General features: G+C 60.7%; 12 protein-coding genes and 1 riboswitch. Of the genes, 10 read left to right on the forward strand and 2 right to left on the reverse strand.

Translation table 11 applies throughout. The features are described 5' to 3' along the window. Positions 1-7134: DUF11 domain-containing protein (locus tag HYZ49_15530; GenBank protein MBI3243695.1), on the reverse strand; the 7134-nt coding region annotated here is incomplete at its 3' end. 62 nt (positions 7135-7196) lie between these two features. Then, a riboswitch (cyclic di-GMP riboswitch) is annotated at positions 7197-7306 on the reverse strand. A gap of 321 nt (positions 7307-7627) precedes the next feature. Between HYZ49_15530 and HYZ49_15535 the strand changes: the two genes are divergently transcribed. The 9 genes from HYZ49_15535 to HYZ49_15575 all read left to right on the forward strand — a co-directional run bounded on the left by HYZ49_15535 (position 7628) and on the right by HYZ49_15575 (position 17079). After that, entirely contained in the window at positions 7628-8536 is a 909-nt protein-coding gene (locus HYZ49_15535; protein ID MBI3243696.1) for a hypothetical protein, read from the forward strand. Positions 8537-8551: 15 nt separating this feature from the next. Further along, complete coding sequence (locus tag HYZ49_15540; GenBank protein MBI3243697.1) at positions 8552-8929, forward strand: response regulator; 378 nt, start codon at positions 8552-8554, stop codon at positions 8927-8929. A 15-nt stretch (positions 8930-8944) separates the two neighbouring features. Continuing rightward, entirely contained in the window at positions 8945-10831 is a 1887-nt protein-coding gene (locus HYZ49_15545; GenBank protein ID MBI3243698.1) for a potassium transporter TrkA, read from the forward strand. Positions 10832-10978: 147 nt separating this feature from the next. Next, entirely contained in the window at positions 10979-12733 is a 1755-nt protein-coding gene (locus HYZ49_15550) for a protein kinase (GenBank protein MBI3243699.1), read from the forward strand. A 60-nt stretch (positions 12734-12793) separates the two neighbouring features. Beyond that, positions 12794-13264, forward strand: a complete 471-nt coding sequence (locus tag HYZ49_15555) for an adenylyltransferase/cytidyltransferase family protein (protein MBI3243700.1) — start codon at positions 12794-12796, stop codon at positions 13262-13264. Between the two features lie 44 nt (positions 13265-13308). After that, positions 13309-14880 carry a murein biosynthesis integral membrane protein MurJ gene (gene murJ, locus HYZ49_15560; protein MBI3243701.1) on the forward strand — a complete coding sequence of 524 codons (1572 nt, stop codon included), beginning with the start codon at positions 13309-13311 and terminating at the stop codon, positions 14878-14880. A gap of 83 nt (positions 14881-14963) precedes the next feature. Further along, the gene (locus HYZ49_15565; protein ID MBI3243702.1) at positions 14964-15764 is read left to right on the forward strand and encodes a class I SAM-dependent methyltransferase; all 801 of its coding nucleotides are present in this window, start codon (positions 14964-14966) and stop codon (positions 15762-15764) included. Positions 15765-15810: 46 nt separating this feature from the next. Beyond that, the gene (locus tag HYZ49_15570; GenBank protein MBI3243703.1) at positions 15811-16695 is read left to right on the forward strand and encodes a class D sortase; all 885 of its coding nucleotides are present in this window, start codon (positions 15811-15813) and stop codon (positions 16693-16695) included. Between the two features lie 141 nt (positions 16696-16836). Beyond that, complete coding sequence (locus HYZ49_15575) at positions 16837-17079, forward strand: hypothetical protein (protein ID MBI3243704.1); 243 nt, start codon at positions 16837-16839, stop codon at positions 17077-17079. 140 nt (positions 17080-17219) lie between these two features. On the opposite strand, the gene HYZ49_15580 is transcribed toward HYZ49_15575, so the two are convergent. Further along, positions 17220-19637, reverse strand: a complete 2418-nt coding sequence (locus HYZ49_15580; protein MBI3243705.1) for a VWA domain-containing protein — start codon at positions 19635-19637, stop codon at positions 17220-17222. Between the two features lie 193 nt (positions 19638-19830). Between HYZ49_15580 and HYZ49_15585 the strand changes: the two genes are divergently transcribed. Beyond that, the gene (locus HYZ49_15585) at positions 19831-20742 is read left to right on the forward strand and encodes a DMT family transporter (protein MBI3243706.1); all 912 of its coding nucleotides are present in this window, start codon (positions 19831-19833) and stop codon (positions 20740-20742) included. Positions 20743-20774 lie beyond the last annotated feature (32 nt).

Here is a 20774-nt window from a genome sequence, read left to right on the forward strand (position 1 = left end):
GGTTACCGGCTCGCCGGACGTGTTGGTGATAGTCAGCGTGAAAGTAAAATCGCCGCCGGGTTCGGGCAGTTCAGCCACGTCAACCGACTTGTCGAGAGTACCGGTCGGCAAAACATCTTCAAAGATCAGGGTCGCATCGTCGTCGTCAACGCCGTAAGCAGTTGCCACGTTGATGTGCGTGTCGCCGGCGTTGCCTTCGATCAACTCGCTGACGGTACAGGTGAGGGATTCGGTCGGAGCGAGGGTGAAAGACAGAGCAGGCAGGCACCCGGCGCTGATGTCGCCAAACTGGTCGTCAACGACGCTGGTGATGGTCACGTTATCCACCGGGCTGGTGTTCTCGACGATGATCGTGTAGACCACATCCGCTCCCGGCTCGTCTATCGTGTCCGAGTCCGGCGTCTTGGTGACGCTGATGGAGGATGGCACGTCGGTGACGGTGACGGTTTCATCGTCAGTGTCAGAGGCCGGGTTCTGTTCGTCATCCTGAACGGTCACGCCGGCGATGTTGTCGTACTCGTCGGGGTCGGTGTGGTTGACGGTGTACTGGCAACTGGCCGACTCGCCCGAAGCCAGCGTCGCGCCGACCAGGGCGGCGCAGGCGGTGAAGTCCGTTGCGCCGGATTGCGTATCCGTCAGGTCGGCGATGACCACCGGCTCGGTTGAGGTGTTGGTGACGGTCAGGGTGAAGGTGAAGTCGCCGCCGGGTTCGGGCAAAGTGGCCGGGCTGGCCGACTTGACGATGTCCACCGTCGGCAGAACGTCCACGAACTCTGTGTCAGTGTCGCTCACCGTGCCGCCCTCGGTGTGAGTTCCGGTGGCAGTGGCGATGTTCGTCGTGTCCGCAGTCAGGGCGGTAGAGCATGTGTACGTCCAGGTCTCGCCAGGTTCGAGAACGTTGTCGCCGTCGTCGCCGGAAACGTAAGCCACCGACGCGCACTTGTCATCCACCACAACCACATTGATCAGCGGATCGTCGCCGGTGTTGGTGACAAGGTAAGTGTAGGTGACAGTCTCGCCGGAGTTAATGAGGGCGTCGTTCACGCTCTTGACGATGTCAATGGCGGGATGGATGGCGTCGTCGTTGGTAACGGTGCAGGTCTTGGTCTCGCCGAGGGCGATGTCGCCTGAGCAGTCGGACGAGAAGCCGGCGTTGTACTCGGCCGGGCCGGTTTCGGTAACGTTGTAGTTGCCGGGATGCACGATGCTGTCAACGCCCGGAGCCTCAGCGCCGGGGAGGGAAGCGCCGCCGGGGACGGTGACGCCGTTGATCGTCATGGTGAAGTCGCCGGCCACCGACGTGCCGCTGTTATTGTTGATGACGTGCTTGATGACGATCAGGTGGGCGGGTTGATCGTCGTTGGTGATGGTGCAGGTCTTGGTCTGGCCGATGCCGACGGTGCTGTCGCAGTCGGCGGAGAAGTCGGCGTCATAGCCGCTCGGGCCGTTCTCGGTGACGTTGTACGCGCCGGAGGCAACCACCTTGATAACGCCCGGGGCTTCAGCGCCGGGGAAGGCGGCTCCACCGTAGACCGTTGTCCCGTTGATCGTCATCGTGAAGTCGCCGGCCTGGGCCGAGCCGCCGTGATCGTTGACGACGTCCTTGATCACGATCAGGTAGGCGCAGTCAACAGTGATAGTGGCTTGAGCCGAATTGTTGTTCTGCACGGTGGCCGGTTCGTTGCCGGCAGCTACGGTGACGCTGTTGTTCAGCGTGCCGCAGTCCCCGGTGTCGGTCACGCCGCTGATGTGAATGGTGATGCTATTACCGCTGGCGAGGCTGGCGAAGTTGCAGGACAGAACGCCGCTGGCGATGGCGCAATTTGCATTGTCTTCGCTCCAGGCCACGTTGCCCGGCAGGGTGTCGCCCACAGTGACGTTGTAAGCCGCGCCGGGGCCGTTGTTGCTGACGACGATGGTGAAGGCCGCCGTCTCGCCGGGATTGATCAGGGCGTCGTCGGCTTGTTTGCTGACGGTGACATCCGGGCAGTTCACAGTGATGGCCGCCGTCGAACTATTGTTGCCTTGATCAGCGCCCGCTTCGTTGGTTGCGGCGACGGTGGCGGTGTTGGTCAGCGTGCCGCAGTCGGCGGCATCGGTTTCGCCGCTGACGTGGATGGTGATGTTGTCGCCGCTGGCCAGGTTGCCAAAGTTGCAGGACAACACGCCGTTGACGATGGCGCAGTCGGTGGTGTTGTCCACGCTCCAGTTGACGCCGACCGGCAGAGTGTCGTTGAGGGTGACGCCGTAAGCCGTGCCGGCGCCGTTGTTGGTGACGGTGAGGGTGAAGCTGGCCGTGTCTCCGGCGTTGATGAGGCTGTTGTCAGCCGTCTTGCTCACGGTCACATTCGGGCAGTTCACGGTGATACCTGCGCTGGCCTCTGCCAGGCCGTCGTTGGTGGTAGTCACGTTGGCAAGGTTGTTGACGTTGCCGCAAGTGTCCGGCGTCGTCGGCGAAGTGATATGAACAGAGGCGTTGCCACTGGCAGGGACGTTGCCAAAGTTGCAGGTGAGGAGGCCGCCGACGATGGAACACCCGGCGACGGGCGGGTCAATCGTCCAGTTCAAGCCGGCGTTGCTGGGCAAGGCGTCAGTGAGAGTCACGCCTTTGGCCGTGCCAGCGCCGACATTGCTCACCGTGAGGGTGAAGCCGATCGGGTCGCCGGCGTTCACCGAGTCATCGTCGGCGGTCTTGGCCAGTTCGATGTCCGCGCAGTTGATGGTGATGGCTGCCGTCGAGCTATTGTTGCCCTGATTTACGCCCGCTTCGTTGGTTGCGGCGATGGTGACGGTGTTCTCTAGCAAGCCGCAGTCGGCGGCATCGGTTTCGCCGCTGACATGAATGGTGATGCTGTCGCCGCTGGCAAGGCCGGCGAAATTACAGGACAACACGCCGCCGGTGATGGAACAACCGGCTACTGCCGGGTCAATTACCCAGTTGATGCCGGTGGGCAGGGCGTCGTTGAGGGTGACGTTGTAAGCCGCGCCGGGGCCAATGTTGCTGACGACGATAGTGAAGGCCGCCGTGTCGCTGGCGTCAATCGTGGGCGCATCCGCCGTCTTGATCACAGTCACGTCCGGGCAATTTACGGTGATGGACGCCGTCGAACTGTTGTTGTCTTGATCAGCCGCCGCTTCGTTGGCGGCGGCGACGGCGGCGGTGTTCTGCAATTCGCCGCAATCGTTGGCATCGGTTGCGCCGCTCACGAGTACGGTCAGACTTGCGCCGGAAGCCAGATTGCCAAAGTTGCAAGAGAGCACGCCGCCGGTGATATTGCACAGTCCCGCGCCCGTGCCGCCGGTGATCGTCCAGTTGACGTTGGTGGGCAAGTTGTCAGTGAGGGTGACGCCGTAAGCCGCGCCGGCGCCGTTGTTGGTGACGGTGAGGGTGAAGCTGGCCGTGTCTCCGGCGTTGATGGGACTGTTGTCAGCCGTCTTGCTTACCGCCACATTCGGGCAGTTGACGACAATCTGGCTCGAGGCTTGCGCCGAGCCGTCATTGGTCGTTGTCACCAGGGCGATGTTCTCGACCGTGCCACAAGTGGCTGGAGTTGTCGGCGATGAGATGTGGACGGTGAAGCTTGCGTTGGACGCCAGGTCGCCGAAGTTACAGGTAAGGACGCCGCCGACAATGGCGCACTGCGCCGCGCCCGTGCCGCCGTCAATCGTCCAACTCAACCCGGCGTTGGCGGGCAGGGTGTCGGTGAGAGTTACGTTGCGGGCGATGCCCAGGCCGTTGTTGGCAACGGCAATGATATAGCCAATCGAGTCGCCGGCGTTGACAGAGCCGTTATCCGCAACTTTCGCGATGTCAATATCGGCGCAGTTGACGGCGATGTTGGCAGTGGAGGCATTGTCGCTCTGATCGGCAGACGCTTCGTTGGTCGCGACGACGCTGGCCGTGTTCTCCAGCAGGCCGCAGTCGGCGGCGTCGGTTTCACCGCTGATGGCGACGCTGAAGGACTCGCCAGCCGGGAGGGTGAGCGGGCCGCAGTCGAGCGTTTGCGAACCGGGCGCGCCGTTGACCTGACAGGCATTGTCGCTGTCGGCGGTCTCGGCCCAGGTCACACCGGCAGGCAAAGAGTCGCTGAGAGTCACGCCATAAGCCGCGCCGTTGCCACTGTTGGTGACAGTGACGGTGAAACTGGCGGCGTCCCCGGCGCTGATTGTGCCGTTGTCCGCCGTCTTTACGATTTCAACGTCCGGGCAGTTGACGGCGATGTTGGCAGTAGATGTGTTGTCGTTTTGAGCCGGGCCGGCTTCGTTGGTGGCGGCGATGGTGACAGTGTTTTCCAACTCGCCACAATCGGCGGCGGCGGTTTGGCCGCTTACGGTCACGGTGAGGCTCGCGCCGGGAGACAGGCTGCCGAAGTTGCAGGAGAGCGCGCCGCCGGCGATATTGCACAGCCCTGCGCCCGTGCCACCGTTGATGGCCCAATTGACACCGGCAGGCAAATTGTCGGTGAGGGTCACGCCGTAAGCCGCGCCGAGGCCGTTGTTAGCGGCGGTGATAGTGAAGCTGGCTGTGTCACCGGCATTGATGGGACTGTTGTCGGCGGTCTTGCTCACCATCACATTCGGGCAGTCAACGACGGTCTGGCCGGTGGCCTGATCGGTGTTGCCGTTGCTGGCGGCGGCTTCGGCGGTGTTGCTGATCGTGCTACACGAAGCGGGGGTGGTGGGCGAAGCAAGGTGGACGCTGGCGCTGGTGTTCGGCGCGAGCGCCCCGAAGTTGCAGGTGAGGATGCCGGCCAAAATCGAGCAATCAGGGTTGGCCGGGCTGATGCTCCAGTTCAGGCCGGCGGTGGTTGGAAGTGTATCGGCAAGGGTGACGTTGTAGGCCGTGCCGGGACCGACGTTGTTGACAGAGAGCGTGAAACCAATCGTGTCTCCGGCGTTCACGTTGGCCGCGTCAGGAGTCTTGGTCAGATCAATTTCCGGGCAGTTGACGGCGATGGTGGCAGTGGAACTGTTGTCGTTCTGAACAGCAGTTGGTTCGTTGCTGGCGGTGACGGTGGCCGTGTTCTCCAACAGGCCACAGTCGGCGGCGTCGGTTTGGCCGCTGATGTGAATGGCGACGTTTGCGCCAGGAGCCATGTTGCCCAGGTTGCAGTTGAGGACGCCGCTGACGATGGAACAACCGGCTACTGGCGGGGTGATCGTCCAGTTGACGCTGGCGGGCAGGGTGTCGGAGACGGTGACGCCGTAGGCCGTGCCCGCGCCGCTGTTGGTGACGGTGAGGGTGAAACCGGCGGCATCCCCGGCGTTGATCGTGCCGTTGTCGGCAGTCTTCACGATCTCAACATCCGGGCAGTTGACAGTGATGGACGCGGCAGACTGGACAGCGGCGTTGTTGGTCGCCTGAACAGTAGCCGTGTTGAGATAAGTGCCGCAACTTTCAGCCGTCGTGGGGCTGGTGATTTGGACGCTGAAACCCGCGCCGGAGGCAAGCGAGGCGATGGAGCAGTTGAGGACGCCGGCAGTGATCGAGCAGGTTGGGGCGCCAGTGGTGTTGGCGATTGACCAACTCAGGCCCGCGCCTGTGGGAAGCGGATCGGAAAGAGTGACGTTGTTGGCGATGCCGCCGCCAGTGTTGTTGACGGTGATGGTGAAGCCAATGTTGTCACCGGCGTTCACCGGGGAAGCCGCCGCCTGTTTGGTGATCGTCAGGTTGGGCAGGGCCAGGGCCGTGAAGCATTCGGTGGTGGTGTTGGTGTGATTGATGGGTGAGTATTTCGCCAGTGTGTCGGGCGTGTATTCGGCGCGGAAGCAGTAAGCGCCGGGAGCCGCCGGGGTGAAGGCCGCCGATGCCGCCGAGTTGCTGGCGATGGCGACTGCGCCGCCGACTTGCGTGCCGCCGGTGGCGCAGGCCGTGGCTGAGACGAACGGCCCGCAAACGAAGAATTTCACCGTGCCAGTCACCGGGCCGTTGGTTCCAACCTGAGTGAAGGTGGCCGTGTCGGTCACTGGCTGGCCCACATTAATGGTAGAGGTGCTGACTTGCGTGGTGAGGCCGGGGATGGGCGGGACTGCGCCGGAGGCCAGTGAACGATCCTGGTTGCCGCCCGCGCCATCCAAACTAATGAGGCGCATGTGATAAGGTGAACCAGCGATAGCGCTGGCGCTGTTGCCGATGCCCCAGTTAATTTGCGAGCCGATGTGGCCGCCCCAGGCGATGACCGGAGTTGCACTGGTGGAAGTGAATGAGATTGTGATTCGGGTTTGGCTGTTGCCGGCGTAAGTGCCAGTTAAAGTGTAAGCCGAGGCTGAGGTGATGGTGCAGTTGAAGCAGGTGAAGTTGCCGGGGGCCTGGGTAATGTCGTCGCCGCCAGTGGGGCCGGCGGGTGCGTCGTCAACGCCATTCTGGCCTTTAGTAACGTTCGGATCGACTGGAATGGGGAAGGTGGCGGGCGACCCGCACCCGGCCACGCCCGAACATGGGAGGGCGGTGGTTTCGGTGCGGTCGAAGCTCGTGAGATAGTCAATGGCGTGTTTGCCAGTTTGGGTGGTATCCCATTCAATAACAAGCGTGTGAGTGCCGGAAGTGGCAATGTTGCTGAGCCTCATGCGATATGGCACCGAGTCGCTTTCCCTGTAATGAGCTTGGTTGCCGTTGAGGTTGCCGTTCTGCCAGGCGGCGCCGTTGCATAGAATGGGCGGATCGCCCACGCCGCCGTTGGCGCATTGATCGAGGTTGCCGGCGGGGTTGGGGACAACGATTCCATTATTCAAATTGAGGGTAACGGCCCCGCTACCGCTACAGTCATCGGTGTTGTACGCTCGAAGCGCCAGATCGTGGTTGCCGATCGTAGCAGGGCCAGCGATGGCGAACGTTTCAGTGAATGTGACAGTGGCCGCATGATCGGCGTGGTTGATACACGTTGTCGCTCCGCCATCGAGTTGCCAGCGCGTTGCCTTCCAATTGTTGTTGCCGCCGGTGCTATTCACCGTGACAGTGAGGGCTACAGTGATGGAAGCGTTAGGGCCAACAGTGATGGGCGGGGCGCTGCCGTTCAGCGTTGCACTCATGCTGGTGAAGCTGGCGTTGGCTGCGCCGGTTGTGGAGAGCACCAGCAAAGCAATGATCAAGATTGCGCCGACATTGACAGTGAGTTGCGACAATTTTTGCTTCATGTGTTCCTCCCGATGGAACAATTTTGAGGGGGGCGGCCCCGTTTAAAATAAAAAACCGCCCATAACAATATGGCCGGTTTCGCTACTGGCTCCCTGAGGGCTTTGCCAACCCAAACCCCCGGGCTGGTGAGCGACCAAACTAGGCCCTCAGATCATCACCTCCATTAGATTGCGTTAAGTTGTTAGCACCCACGGAGGGAGTCCATGCCAGCTACCTCTATTTGTTTTGAGGGCTAAGTCTTGGGCGTCCCTTAATCCAAACGATAGAATAGAACTTAGAACTAGTCATGTCAATCGCTAGTAATTAGTTATTGACGATTCGCTTACTAAAACTTTCTTATTGATGAAAACTGCCTGTTCGTGAACGCTCATTTGATACTAGAATCAAAAAGACTAATTTGGTCTGATTGGCTTCAATGAAATAGTATTTGTTCGACATTCGGTACATTGTCACTACCCCGTACAATACAGTTTGGTCGAGTATAATCTCGCCATGCCGCGTTCCGTTCAAGAAATGCTCCGGCGCTTCTGCCTTGCTCTCCTGCTCGCCGCTTGCTCCTCACCTGCTTACGCCAACGTCGCCCCGCCCACACCAACACCTGCTCCGGCCACTCACACCTCCGCGCCGACCGCTACTGCCTCACGCACAGCCGCCCGAACCGCCACTGCAACCGCTAGCGCGACCCTCACCCTCTCCAATTCGCCCACTCCGGTTTGTGTTGAACGCAAAGGCCTCGTCATCGCCGACCAGCTAGACTCGGGGACTCTCAACTATCCCATCGAACTGCAAATCTATCTGCCGCCCTGTTACAAGATTTATCAACGGGAATCGTACCCGGTGCTGTATTTGCTTCACGGGCAGGAGATGAACGAGAAAACGTGGGATGAGATCGGCGCCGGGGCAACCGCCGACTCGTTGATTAACAGTGGCGACACCTCGCCCCTCCTCGTCGTCATGCCTCGCGAGCGCAAGGATGATCGTTTTGGCGAGGCGCTGGTGAACGATGTTCTTCCGTATATTGATTCGCGCTACCGCACCGTAGCCGACCGCGACCACCGCGCACTGGGCGGCATGTCGCGCGGCGCGGGCTGGGCGCTACACATCGGCCTCCAACACCCCGATTTATTCGGCGCGTTGGGCCTGCACAGCCTTGCTATCTTTTACAGCGACGAGACCGAAGTAAGCCGCTGGCTCAACAAGATTCCGCCCGACCTTATGCCGCGCTTTTATATTGACATTGGCGACAACGACTCGCTTCTTGTCTCAGCCGACTGGCTTGACGGGGCGCTGACCCGGCGCGACATTGCCCACGACTACCACCTCAGCCCCGGCTCGCACACCCGCGCTTACTGGGCCGAGCACTTGCCCGATTACATGCGATGGTATACTGCGAACTGGTAAAAGGAGTTGTTTTTTGTGCGCACCGTTTTCATTGTTGACGATGATCGAGAAATGGCGCGAGCGGTGAAAATGTTATTTAAGTTGCTCGACTTTGAAGCCGAGACTTTCCCCAACGCCCGCGATTTTGCCCGCCGTTTGCTCGACGCCAGGTCTCTGCCCGACCTGCTCATGCTCGACCTCAACATTCCGCAAGTCTCCGGCCTTGACGTGCTGGAGTGGCTTCGCAAGACCGAACGCTTCAGGGACATTCCTACCATTGTCCTGTCGTCGGAGACTTACCCGCGCCTGGTGGATCACGTGACCAAAGCCGGAGCAAACGCTTATCTTTTCAAACCTGTCACCCTCGAAGAACTTGAAAAAGCAGTCAAAAAGGTCCTGCCCAAACTTCCCTAAGGAGAGTCTTCTTTTATGAAACAACCAACTTTTAGCGCCCGGCTTCGTTATGCATTCGACAATTACATGTCCAAAGGCACGATTGCCCTTATCGGCGGGCTGGCAGTAGCTTCAGCCATCATCATCCTCGTTATTTCCCTGCTCGTCTGGCTCACCAGAGCCGCCCCGGAATTCACCTTTATCGATCTTCTGCGAATGAGTCTGCTACGCACTTTGGACTCGGGCACGATGGGCGGCGATGAAGGCACTCCAGTCTTCTTCTTTTCTATGTTAGTCGTCACCTTTGGCGGCATCTTCGTCATTAGCGCCCTCATTGGCGTGATCAACAACGGCCTGGAAGACAAACTCGACGAACTCCGCAAAGGCCGCTCCACCGTCATCGAAAGCGGCCACACCGTCATCCTCGGCTGGTCGTCGCAAATCTTTCCCATCATCTCCGAACTCGTTCTGGCAAACGCCAACCAGAAGAATCCCTGCATCGTCATTTTGGGCGACAAAGACAAAGTGGAAATGGAAGACGAGATCAAGGATCGGATCGAGAAGGCGGGCCGCACGCGCATCGTCTGCCGTACCGGCAACCCCATTGACCTCAACGACCTGAGTATCGTCGGCCTGCAAACGTCCAAGTCCATCATCATCCTTGCGCCCGAAGACGACGACCCGGACTCGAGCGCGATCAAGACTCTGCTGGCCATCACCAACAGCCCCAACCGCCGGGCCGGGCAGTATCACATCGTGGCCGAGATTCAAAACCCGCGCAACATGGACGTGGCGAAGATGGTAGGCGGCGGCGAAGCCGAACTGGTGCTGGTTGGCGATCTCATCTCGCGCATCACCGTGCAGACCTGCCGCCAGTCGGGCCTCTCCGTCGTCTACACCGAATTGCTCGACTTCGGCGGCGACGAAATTTATTTCAAGGCCGAGCCGGGCCTCACCGGCAAAACGTTTGGCGAGGCTCTGCTGGCCTATGAAGACTCCGCCATCATCGGTTTGCGGCTCAAGGACGGCGACGTGCAACTCAACCCGCCGATGGATAGCGTCATCGCCGGGGGCGACCAGATCATCGCCATCTCCGAAGACGACGACACCATCCGCCTTTCCGGTTTGAAGGATGTTGGCCTCAACGCCGGCGCGATTCGTGAAGCCAAAAGCGGAGACGCCAAGCCCGAACGGACTCTCATTCTCGGTTGGAATTGGCGCGTGCCGACCGTCATCAACGAACTCGACAATTACGTCGCCGCCGGTTCAGCCGTCACCATCGTGGCCGACATCGAGGACGGGGAAGCCGAGATCACCCGCCAGTGCCCGGACATCTTCAACCAGAAAGTGGCCTTCCAGCGCGGCGACACCACCGACCGCCGCACTCTCGACGAACTGGATATTCCATCGTACAACCACGTCATCATCCTCTGCTCCGACCTGCTGGAGCAACAGCAGGCCGACGCGCACGCCCTCATCACCCTTTTGCATTTGCGCGACATCGGCGACCGCACTGGCAATACCTTCTCCGTCGTCAGCGAGATGCTCGACATTCGCAACCGCGCCCTGGCCGAAGTCGCCCGCCCCGACGACTTTATCGTCAGCGAGAAGTTGATCAGCCTGCTTCTCTCGCAAATTTCCGAAAACAAGGAACTCAACGCCGTCTTCACCGATCTGTTTGACCCGGAAGGCTCGGAGATTTATTTGAAGCCGGCGACGAACTACGTGGCCGCAGGCGAGGCGGTGAACTTTTACACGGTGGTGGAAGCCGCCCGCCGCCGGGGCGAGGTGGCTCTGGGTTACAAGCTGAAGGCCAACGCCAAGGATCCGGAAAAAGCCTACGGCGTCGTCGTCAACCCCAACAAATCCGAGAAGGTGACGTTTGCCGACGTTGACCGGGTGATCGTGCTGGCGGAGAACTAGAGAACGCTCAATGTTCGGGCGACAGTTCAACTGTCGCCCGAACGTTGTTACACGCTACCAAAAGCCTTCTTTGCGCGCCAGCCTTGCGGCGAGTACAATGATCTCCAAGACCCTTAGGGTCTGAATTGAAGTTGAAGGAAGCAAAATATGCCCACTGATTTCACCGGCCAGATGTTCGGTTCTTATAAACTCGTCGCCCAACTGGGGCGCGGCGGCATGGCCTCCGTCTATCGCGGTTATCAGGAGTCCATTGATCGCTCGGTAGCCGTCAAAATCCTGCCGCCCGAATTTCTGCACGACCCGAATTTCTCGCAACGCTTCCTGGCCGAGGCCCGCACCCTGGCCAAGCTCACGCATCCGTCCATTTTGCCGCTCTACGATTTTGGCACGGCCAACGACGTGCCTTACATCGTCATGCCGCTCATGGCCAAAGGCACCATGGCCGACCGCTTGCGCGCGCCCATGCCGCTGGCCGAAGTGGTGCGCCTCATCACGCCCATTGCCTCCGCGCTTGATTACGCTCACCAGCAGGGTGTGATCCATCGCGACATCAAGCCCAGCAACATTCTTTTCGATCAGCACGACACGCCCTTCCTCGGCGACTTCGGCATCTCCAAAGCCCTCGAAGCCTCGTCGAGTATGACCGGAACCGGCATCGTGGGCACGCCCGACTACATGAGTCCGGAGCAGGCGCGCGGCGAAGCCCTCGATGGCCGCTCGGACATTTATTCGCTGGGGGTGGTGGCCTACCAGGCCCTCACCGGCCACAACTTGTTCAAAGCCACCACACCGATCGGGGTGATGCTCAAACACGCCACCGAGCCGCCGCCGCCCATTCGCGAAAACCGGCCCGACATTCCCGACCCGGTTGAAGCCGTGATCCAAAGGGCGCTCGCCAAATATCCCATCGAGCGTTATCAAACCGCGACCGAGTTCGCCCAGGCCTTGGCCAAGGCCGCCTTTCCGCGCGCCGACTCGCCCACCTGGCCCGAACCCAAACCGGCAAACACTGCCGCTACCCTCATCGAACCGGCTCCGGTGAGCCGACCTCCCACCGGGCCGGGCGCACCCTTGCCGCCCGGCACTCAGGCCGGAATGCCGGTGGCGGCTACAGGCACAGTGACGGCTCCACCGGCGAAGAAAGGCGGGCTTGGCGGGATGCTCGTCGGCGGCAGTGTGGGAATCATTGTCGGCGTTGTTCTGGTGATTGCTTTGGTCGTATGTTCCTGCATTGGCCTGGTGGCCGTGTTTTCAAACGCGAGCACGCCGACTCCGCAACCCACGCCGACGTTTACGCCCACGCCCAGGCCGCAACCTACGGCCACCCCGGAGCCGACCGCGCCGCCAGTGCTTTTCTTCGACGACTTCGAGGATGAGAACAGCGGCTGGAGCACGTTCGAGAGTGAAAACGGCGCGGCAGTTTACGAGAGCGGCGACATGGCAATCAAGCTTTTTAAGACCGATTGGTTCGTCTGGTCAAATTCAAACCGTTCGCAGTTCTCAAACGTGTTCATCAATGTCACAGCCAACCTGGCCAGCGTCGGTCACGATACTTCGTTCGGGATCATGTGTGGCTTTCAGGACAACAGTGACTATTATTATATGGCGATTGATGCCGACGGTTACTACGCCATCATTCACTATACCAACAGCGAGGACACATTCCTGACGGGCGATGGCGGGTGGGCGCAGTCTGAGGCGATCCCGACCGGGGCGGCTTCGTACGAATTGGGCGCTACCTGCTCCAATGATTTGCTGGAGTTGTATGTGGACGGCCAGTTCATCGACTCGGCCAGCATCTCCGGCCTGCCGCAGAGCGACGTGGGCGTGTTCGGCTGGACGAACGAATCCAGCAATGACGAGATTCGCTTTGACGATTTCGCCGTTTACCAATTGCCGTAGTTCTCATCAGGCTTCTGAAGTTTTTTGAAGCGGAGCAAAGCGCTTCGGAAGCCTGGCCCGATGATGCCCCTCCTCACCCTGCCCGAAGCCGCCGCCCGGCGCGAGGCTTTGCGCGCCAGCGGCCAGAAGCTGGTGCTCACCAACGGCGTCTTCGACCTCTTGCATGTCGGCCACGTGGACTACCTGGAGCAAGCGCGGGCGCTGGGCGGCGCGCTGTTTGTGGGCGTTAACGGCGACGGCTCGGCCCGGCAACTTAAAGGTGAAGGGAGACCTTTTGTGCCAGCCGGGGAGCGAGCGCGACTCATCGCCTCGCTAGCCTGCGTGGACGCCGCCATTTTGTTTGACGAACTGACTGCCGACAACCTGCTTCTGGCCCTGCGCCCCGACGTTTACGCCAAAGGCGGCGACTACGCCGCAAAGCCCTTGCCCGAACGCGCCACCGCCGAATCCACCGGCGCAACCATCACTCTCCTGCCCCTCGTGCCCGATCATTCCACTTCTGCCTTGCTCGACCGAATCCGTAAAACGTAAGCTACAAAACGTAACCCTCACGTTTCACGTTTGACGTTTGCCTCTTGAACCACAAGCCAGCCGTTGCGCCCTCATCCGAACTTCCCGCCATCGCCCGTGCCGCGTCGGTGATCGCACTGGGCAACATCGCCAGCCGCGTGCTGGGTCTGGCTCGCGAGGTGGTCAAGGCGCGCCTTTTCGGCGCAACCGGCCAGGTGGACGCGCTCAACATCGCCCTGATCGTGCCGATTCAAATTTATGAACTGGTGACAGGCGGCATCGTCAACTCGGCGCTGGTGCCGGTGTTCAGCGAATACGCGGCGCCGGAACGCCGCGACGAGTTGTGGAAGCTGGCTTCGACGTTGCTCACCCTGGCGGCGGCCCTGCTCTCGATGCTAATGATCACCGTCACTTTCTTTGCGCCCGTCATCGCCCGCGTCATCAGCGGCGCGCCGGCAACCTCGCCGCTCACGCTTGAGACCTCACTGCTCCGCATCACGTTGCCTGCCGTCGTGTTCCTGAGTCTGTCGGGCATTGTCTCCGGCCTGCTTTATTCGCTCAAGCGCTTCACCACCCCGGCTTTTGTCGCCGCCGTGTTCAACGCTTCGATGGTAATCTTCGCGCTGGCCTTTGCGGCGAAGTGGGGCGTGCAGGCCATGGCCGCCGGGCTGTTCTTCGGCGCGATCCTGCAACTGCTGGTGCAACTTCCGGCCTTGCGCGATGCGCTGGCCTATCTCCGCCCGGCGCTTTACATCCGGCATCCCGGCCTGCGCCGAATCTTTGAGTTGTACGTGCCCATCATCATCGGCCTGATCATCACCCAAACATCCATTTACATCGGCCTCGGCCTGGCCTATCGCGCCGGCGAAGGCGGCGTGTCGTGGATGAACTACGCAACCCTCATCTATCAATTCCCGCTCGGCCTCGTCGCCACCGCCCTGTCGTTTGCCATCCTGCCCACCCTCTCCCGCCAAACCGTCAACGATGAATTCAAAGCCACGCTGGTTCAAGGCCTCAACCTCGTCATCCTTCTCATCGTCCCGGCCACGGTCGGCCTGTTTGTGCTGGCCCGGCCTATCGTGACTCTGTTGTACGAAGGCCGGAAGTTCACGCCCGACGACGCCCGGCAAACCGCTCTGGTTCTGCAGCTCTTTTTGCTCGGCCTGAGCTTTGCCGCCGTTGATCAGATGCTCATCTTCGCCTTCTATGCCCGCAAAGACACGTTCACGCCTTCGATGATCGGCGTGATCAGCGTCGTGGTTTATCTGGTTGCCGCCTTGATGCTGAACAAGCCGCTCGGCCTGTATAGCCTGATGATTGCCGACTCGCTCAAACAGGTGACTCACGCCCTGGTTACGGGACTCATGCTCTCGCGCCGCATCGGCGGCCTGGGCCGCACCACGTTGACGCCGACTCTGTTGAAATGCGCCCTGGCCTCGGCCCTCACCGGGGGAATGGCCGGGCTGGCCCTGTCCCTGTTGAGTCGCTTGCCCCTGGTCCCCAACCTTCTCACCCGCGCCGCCGAGGTTGCCATTCCGTCGGCCCTGGCCCTTGTCGTCTATGCCCTTCTCCTGGCCCGTCTGCGCGTTCCCGAATTTCAATTGTTGGTCACGTCTGTTGCAAATCGTCTAAGGTAAGGGCGAAGCATTCGGAGCGAGATCTTTGGCGAACTTCGAGTCTCGTCCAGAATGCTTCGCCCCTACAGTATAATTCTTGCATCATGACTAATCGCCCCTCATTGCCGCCCGACCTTTACACCGAAGACTACTTTCTGCACGCCTGCGAAGGCTTCGAGGAGTTTTCAGAGAGCCAGGGCGAGCGCCTCTCGCGCCGTCTGGCCGCCGCCTTTGCCGTGGCCGAGATCACGCCCGGCATGAAGGTGCTGGACGTGGGGTGCGGGCGCGGCGAGATTGTGCGCCACTGCGCCCGGCTGGGCGCCGACGCCTTTGGCGTGGATTATGCGCCTGTGGCAGTGGCGATGAGCCAAAAGGCGGTTGCCAACGAGAACCAGGCGCCGGGCAAGACCGGAGTCGCCCGGTCGGACGCGAAGCGCCTGCCGTTTCCCGACGGTTACTTTGATCGCGTCTTGATGTTTGACGTGGTGGAGCATTTGTATCCCTGGGAGCTGCGCCAGGCCATGCTGGAAGCCCGGCGGGTGATGAAGCCAGGAGGTATGTTCATTGTTCACACTGCGCCCAACGTCTGGTACGACCGTTACGCTTACCCGTTCGTGCGGTTGTTTCGTATACTGAAAGGTGAAGGGGCAAAATATCCGGCCAACCCGCGCGCCCTCAACGTGGCCGTAAACGTGGATGTTCACGTCAACGAGCAGAGCGGCCTCTCGCTGTGGCGGGCCTTGCGCGCTGTTGGGTTTGGGATTAAAAAGGTGTGGCTCGACAGCCCGCCGCAAAACCGGAACGAGAGCAAGGTGCTCGCCGCCGCCCGCGCTGTGCTGTTCCGGTGGCCGCCGTTCCGCTGGTTCTTTGAACGCGAAGTGTTTGCGGTGGCGGAGAAGAAATAGAGAGCAGACCTGCCAGGTTTTTGAAACCTGGCAGGTCTGATAAAAAATGAAAGACCGGCGCTCCGTAGACGACCTTTCAATTGAAGAGCTGGAGCAAGTGCTGGCGATTAAAAAGCACGAGGCTCGTGAGGCGCGTTTGCGAAAATTGCGCGCCCGGGGCCGGGCGGGCCGGGCGCAAGTGTTGGAGACCGTGACGGCCCCGGCGCCGGCCATCGCCCCAAGCGGGCCTAAGCCTCTTCTCACCCGTATCTTCAACTCAGTTCTGCTCGTCGTTGAAATCGGCGCGGTGGTTGGCCTGCTATATTTGCTGATCAACTCGGCCACGTTGTGGCAAACGCTCAACACCGAAGTGGCGCAGGCGCTCGCGCCCACCGCTTTGCCCTCGCCTCAACCCACGGCTCTGATCACTGCTGTCGTCCTGCCGTCCGGCCACACCCCGCCCACCTCGCCCGGCGGCGCCCAGTTCAACTTGGACGAAATTCCGGTGAACCTGCGACCAGCGGTGCAGGCCCTGCCGGCCATCGCCATTCCAACACCCGGCCCCAAACAAGCTGTTCGTGTTGGAATCTCAGGCATCAATGTGGACGCACTGGTGGTACAGGGCGACTCGTTCGACCAGCTCAAGAAAGGCGTGGGGCAACACCTCGGCACAGCCGACCCGGGCCAGCCGGGCAACATGGTCTTCTCGGCCCACAACGACATCTTCGGCCAAATCTTCCGCGACCTGGAGTTGTTGAATCCGGGCGACGAAGTGACAGTTTACACTCAGGCCGAGAAATTCGTTTACGTCATCACCAGCAAAGAAATCGTCGAGCCAACCAAAGTGTCGGTGATGGATCCGACTGTCGGCCCGACCCTCACCCTCATCTCGTGCTATCCCTATCTTGTGGACACTCAGCGGATTGTGGTGTTTGCCGAACTGAAGAAGTGACAAGATGAAGGGGTGATTGGGTGACAAGGTGATTTCCTTCCTTTCCCGTCTCTGTACGAACCCGGCAACTCGCGGTATTATCTTTGCGGTACAAACTAACCGCTGTTGGCTGAAAACTGACAGCTTTCCAAGGAGAAACACATGAGCAAGAAATCCAAGAAGGCGCGACGACCGAACGTGCCGATGTACACCGGCCCGGTGGCCCCGGCCCAGCCTGCCGCTGCGGGCGGCGGTGAAGCGGCCTCAGCCCCGCGCTCCGGGCTTGCGCCCCGCGAAACCATCACCGCCGACTACACCCACGTCGTCTCCGACCTCAAACGCATCGGCCTGCTGGCCGGCGGCTTGATTGCCATTCTGGTGGTGCTGTCGTTCTTTATCAAGTAACGCGCAACTACATCAGGAGAAAATGAGCGCTCCGCATCTTGTTCGCCGAAATGGCGAGCGAGATCGCGGAGCGTTGTGGTTTAGATTCCGTTTCCCACTTCATCCAGCCCGAAACCCGCCGGAATGACGGGAAAGCAACTCTATCTCCTCTTCAGGCTCTTCACCATAAACGGCATTGCCATCAAACCGAACACGACAAAAGCGCCGGGGCAGGCGCCGCCGCTCTTTGGCGATGGTGTGGGCGGGATTTCGGTGACGGCTGGAGTCGGCGTGATGATGGAGACCGGTTGCCCCGTCGCCTGCGACTCAGGGGTCGCCGTCTCTGGAATGGAAACCGGCGGCGCTTCCTCGGCGGTCACTTCGTAGGCCACGCCTTCGCTCACCACAATCACTCGCTCGCCCAACGCAAAGGCCGCCCCTAGTTCGGGCCGGGCGGCGACGAGAGCAAAGTAGTCGTCGCCGGCGAACTGCACCGGCGTGGTCGTCATCGCCGACGGATCGAACTGCGTATCCGTCCACGCGCCGTCCACGTTGATGAACGTTCGCGTGCCGACGATCTTCACCGCCTGCGCGTATTCTTCGGCTGGCGCGGCGGCGGCCTCGGCGGCTTCCAGCGCGGCCTGATCTTGCGAGGCCCTCACTGCGCCGCCGCCGGAAGCCGGCGCTGGCGGCGCGAGTTGTAGCGCCTCAAACGCATCCGTCACTACGCGCTCACGGCCTTCCGTCGAGAGAATGTCGTCTTCGGTGATCAAATATGAAGTATACGGCGTGACGATGCCGTAGCGCACGCTGAGGTTGACGATGGTCTTCACCCACTCCTCGTTCTCGCCCTTCAACCGAATCTGGTTGAGCAGGTAGCCGATCTTGCGCGTGGCCCACAGGCGCGGAATGAAATCGTCGCCGCCAGAGTCGCGGAAGCGCAGTCGCCCGTATTCAAACGCTCGCGTTTCGCCGTTCACGTTGCCTTTCAAGGTGATGGTTGTGTCGCCGCCGTCGCGATAGCGGCCCACCAGCACCAACTGGCTCCCGGCGAACAAGTCGGGCAGAGGATCAGGATACATGTCCGAAACGAGAACGTTGCCAAAGTCTATCTTGAGATCGGCCAGCACCGGCGCTTGCACTTTGGCATAGAAGGCCGACACGGCTTCGTCAAGGCGCTCATCGGGGCGCACGTAGGCGCTCGCGCCGTGATTGTCGTCGGCTAAACTGTCGAGCAGGATCGTGTCCACGTCGTCGCCGACGCCAAAGGTGAACAGCCGGACGTTGCCCGGGGCGGCGTTATTCACGTCGCGGAGAATCTGATCCGAGTCGGTTACACCCTCGGTCGGCAGGCCGTCGGTCAGGAAGATCAGGATCGTCGGGCGCTCGCGGTCGGCCACGTCCATCGCCTCGAGCAAGGCGCGCTCAATGTTGGTGCCGCCCTCGGCGCGGAGGCCGCCCACCCAGTCGGCGGCGGCCCCGGCGCGGGAGGCGGGTTGCAGGCCGTTGGCAAATTGCTGTGAGCCGGTGCTGAAGGCGATGATGTTGAATCGGTCGTCGTCGTTGAGATGCTCCAGCACATAAGTCAGCGCCGATTTGGCCTGCTCGATCTTGCTTCCGTCCATACTGCCCGATTGATCGAGGACGAGAATCACGTCTTTGGCGATCACCTCGGTGTCAACGTCAACACCGGGGGCGGCCAGGAGGACGAAGAAGCCGTCTTCGATTAGACCTTGCCCTGAGCCTGCCGAAGGGTCGCGGTAAGTGAGCAGGTTGAGGCCGATGTTTTCGGGCGAGACGCTGTAGAACAACTCGAAGTCCTGATCGGGCGTCACGTCGTTTTCTTCGTAGCTGGCGGTGAAGTTGAACTTGTCGGGGCGGTCGAGGCCGATCTTGTGGGTGGGCGAGTACACAGCCCGAATCGCGTCCGCCGATTTGACGGTGACGCTGATGCTGACCGAGTCGAGCGGCCTGGCCGAGAACTTTTCGGTGTTGAGCGGGTAGAGGTAGCGGATGAGGCCATTATCAGCCGCGAGCACTTCCGAGTATTCGAGTTGGATGCGGCGTTCGCCGTCGGGCGGAATGGGGAAGACGCTGGCCTGCACCGCGCCCTGGCCGAGGTATTCGAGCAGGGCCGGGTCGCGCCGCTTGGCGACGATGTCGGTGTAGATGCGTTTGGCTTCGTCGGCGTCCAAAATTTTGGCTTCGATCTTTTCGCCGTCAACCCACATGGCAAAGTTGTTCACCAGCGCGTCTTTGGGAACCGGGAAGATGTACATGCCCTCAGCCTGCCAGTCGTTCGGGTTGTAAAACAGTTGGTCTACTTTGGTGACGGCGATTTGATTCTCAATTGTCACCGAGACGCGGTGATACTTAATTTCGAGTTGATCGCCAATTGGAAACGGCGGGCAGGGCAGCGGCGAGCCTAGCTGGTCGCACGGCGGCGGGCACGGTTGCTCCGGCAGACACGGCGGCGGATCAATGATGATGATGCCGTCGGCGAGGGCGGTGAGGGGTGTGAGGAGAAGAGAGAGGAGCGTGAAGACGACAAACGTCAAACGTGAAACGTGATGGGACATGGCGGGCCTCCTGTGTGGCGCAAGATGACATCTTGAGCTACGGTGTCTGAAGGAAAGACGTTAGGAGGACGGCAGATGTTCCGATTTGAAAGGCGGCTAACACCCTGAGTGGAGCGACGATAAAGATTCGGAATCAAAGATTGACAAACTGCAAGTTGGCCTTATAGTCAAAACCAACAGCACGGAGTCCAACATGAAAAACACGTCAACCCGGAACTTCACCGTCTCAATGGTGCTGGCCGCCGCCTGCTGGGGGCTGGGCGGAGTGATGACCAAGCGCGTGCTGGCGGACGTGCCGCCGCTGACTCTGCTGGCCGCTCAACTCGTCGTCAGCGTCGTCTTTCTGTGGGCCGTCGTCGCCGCGCAAAAACTGCGCCTGCCTCAGCGCAGAGACATCTTGCGGCTCGGCCTCACCGGCTTGCTCAACCCCGGCCTGGCCTACACCTTCAGCCTCATCGGCCTGACGCTCACCACGGCCAGCATGTCGGCTCTGTTGTGGGGAACCGAGCCGATTTTGATTCTGATTCTGGCGGGACTGATTCTGCGCGAGCGACTCACGCCGACTCTCGTCGGGTTAGCCGCCATTGCCATGTTTGGCATGGTGATGATCCTCGGATTGGGCGGGAGCGGCGGCTCGTGGCTGGGCAACGCGCTCATCTTGGCCGGTGTCGCCTGTTGTGCTTATTACACCGTCATCACCCGGCGGCTGGCGGCGGACGCCGATCCACTACTGGTGATCGCCGTTCAGCAAACGTTCGCCCTCATCTGGGCGCTGGCGATCTGGCCGGTTGAGTTGTTGCGCGGTGAAACAGCAGTCATCAGCCTGAGCACCTGGTTGTGGGCCGCTATCTCAGGGCTGACCTACTATGCCTTTGCCTTCTGGTTTTACATCGTCGGCCTGAAGCAAGTCCCGGCCAGCACCGCCGGGCAGTTTCTCAACCTGATCCCGATCTTCGGCGTGGCCGGCGCAACAATCTTTTTGGGTGAGCGGCTTGGCCCGGCCCAGTGGCTCGGCGCGATTCTGATTCTGGCGGCGGTGATGGGGATTGTGAGGGGGCAACAACAACGCGAGAGTTTGCCTGAACCGTTTTCAACGGATGCTTAAACGGAGAAACGGATGTGTGAACGCACCTGAAT

Source organism: Chloroflexota bacterium (assembly GCA_016197225.1).
GTDB lineage: Bacteria > Chloroflexota > Anaerolineae > Anaerolineales > VGOW01 > VGOW01.

Bases quoted from the DNA above. Each gene is read 5' to 3' on its own strand.
- HYZ49_15555 (MBI3243700.1), top strand. From the start codon at position 12,794: ATGATGCCCCTCCTCACCCTGCCCGAAGCCGCCGCCCGGCGCGAGGCT.
- HYZ49_15575 (MBI3243704.1), top strand. From the start codon at position 16,837: ATGAGCAAGAAATCCAAGAAGGCGCGACGACCGAACGTGCCGATGTAC.
- HYZ49_15565 (MBI3243702.1), top strand. From the start codon at position 14,964: ATGACTAATCGCCCCTCATTGCCGCCCGACCTTTACACCGAAGACTAC.
- HYZ49_15570 (MBI3243703.1), top strand. From the start codon at position 15,811: ATGAAAGACCGGCGCTCCGTAGACGACCTTTCAATTGAAGAGCTGGAG.
- HYZ49_15580 (MBI3243705.1), bottom strand. From the start codon at position 19,637: ATGTCCCATCACGTTTCACGTTTGACGTTTGTCGTCTTCACGCTCCTC.
- HYZ49_15585 (MBI3243706.1), top strand. From the start codon at position 19,831: ATGAAAAACACGTCAACCCGGAACTTCACCGTCTCAATGGTGCTGGCC.
- HYZ49_15545 (MBI3243698.1), top strand. From the start codon at position 8,945: ATGAAACAACCAACTTTTAGCGCCCGGCTTCGTTATGCATTCGACAAT.
- HYZ49_15535 (MBI3243696.1), top strand. From the start codon at position 7,628: ATGCCGCGTTCCGTTCAAGAAATGCTCCGGCGCTTCTGCCTTGCTCTC.
- HYZ49_15550 (MBI3243699.1), top strand. From the start codon at position 10,979: ATGCCCACTGATTTCACCGGCCAGATGTTCGGTTCTTATAAACTCGTC.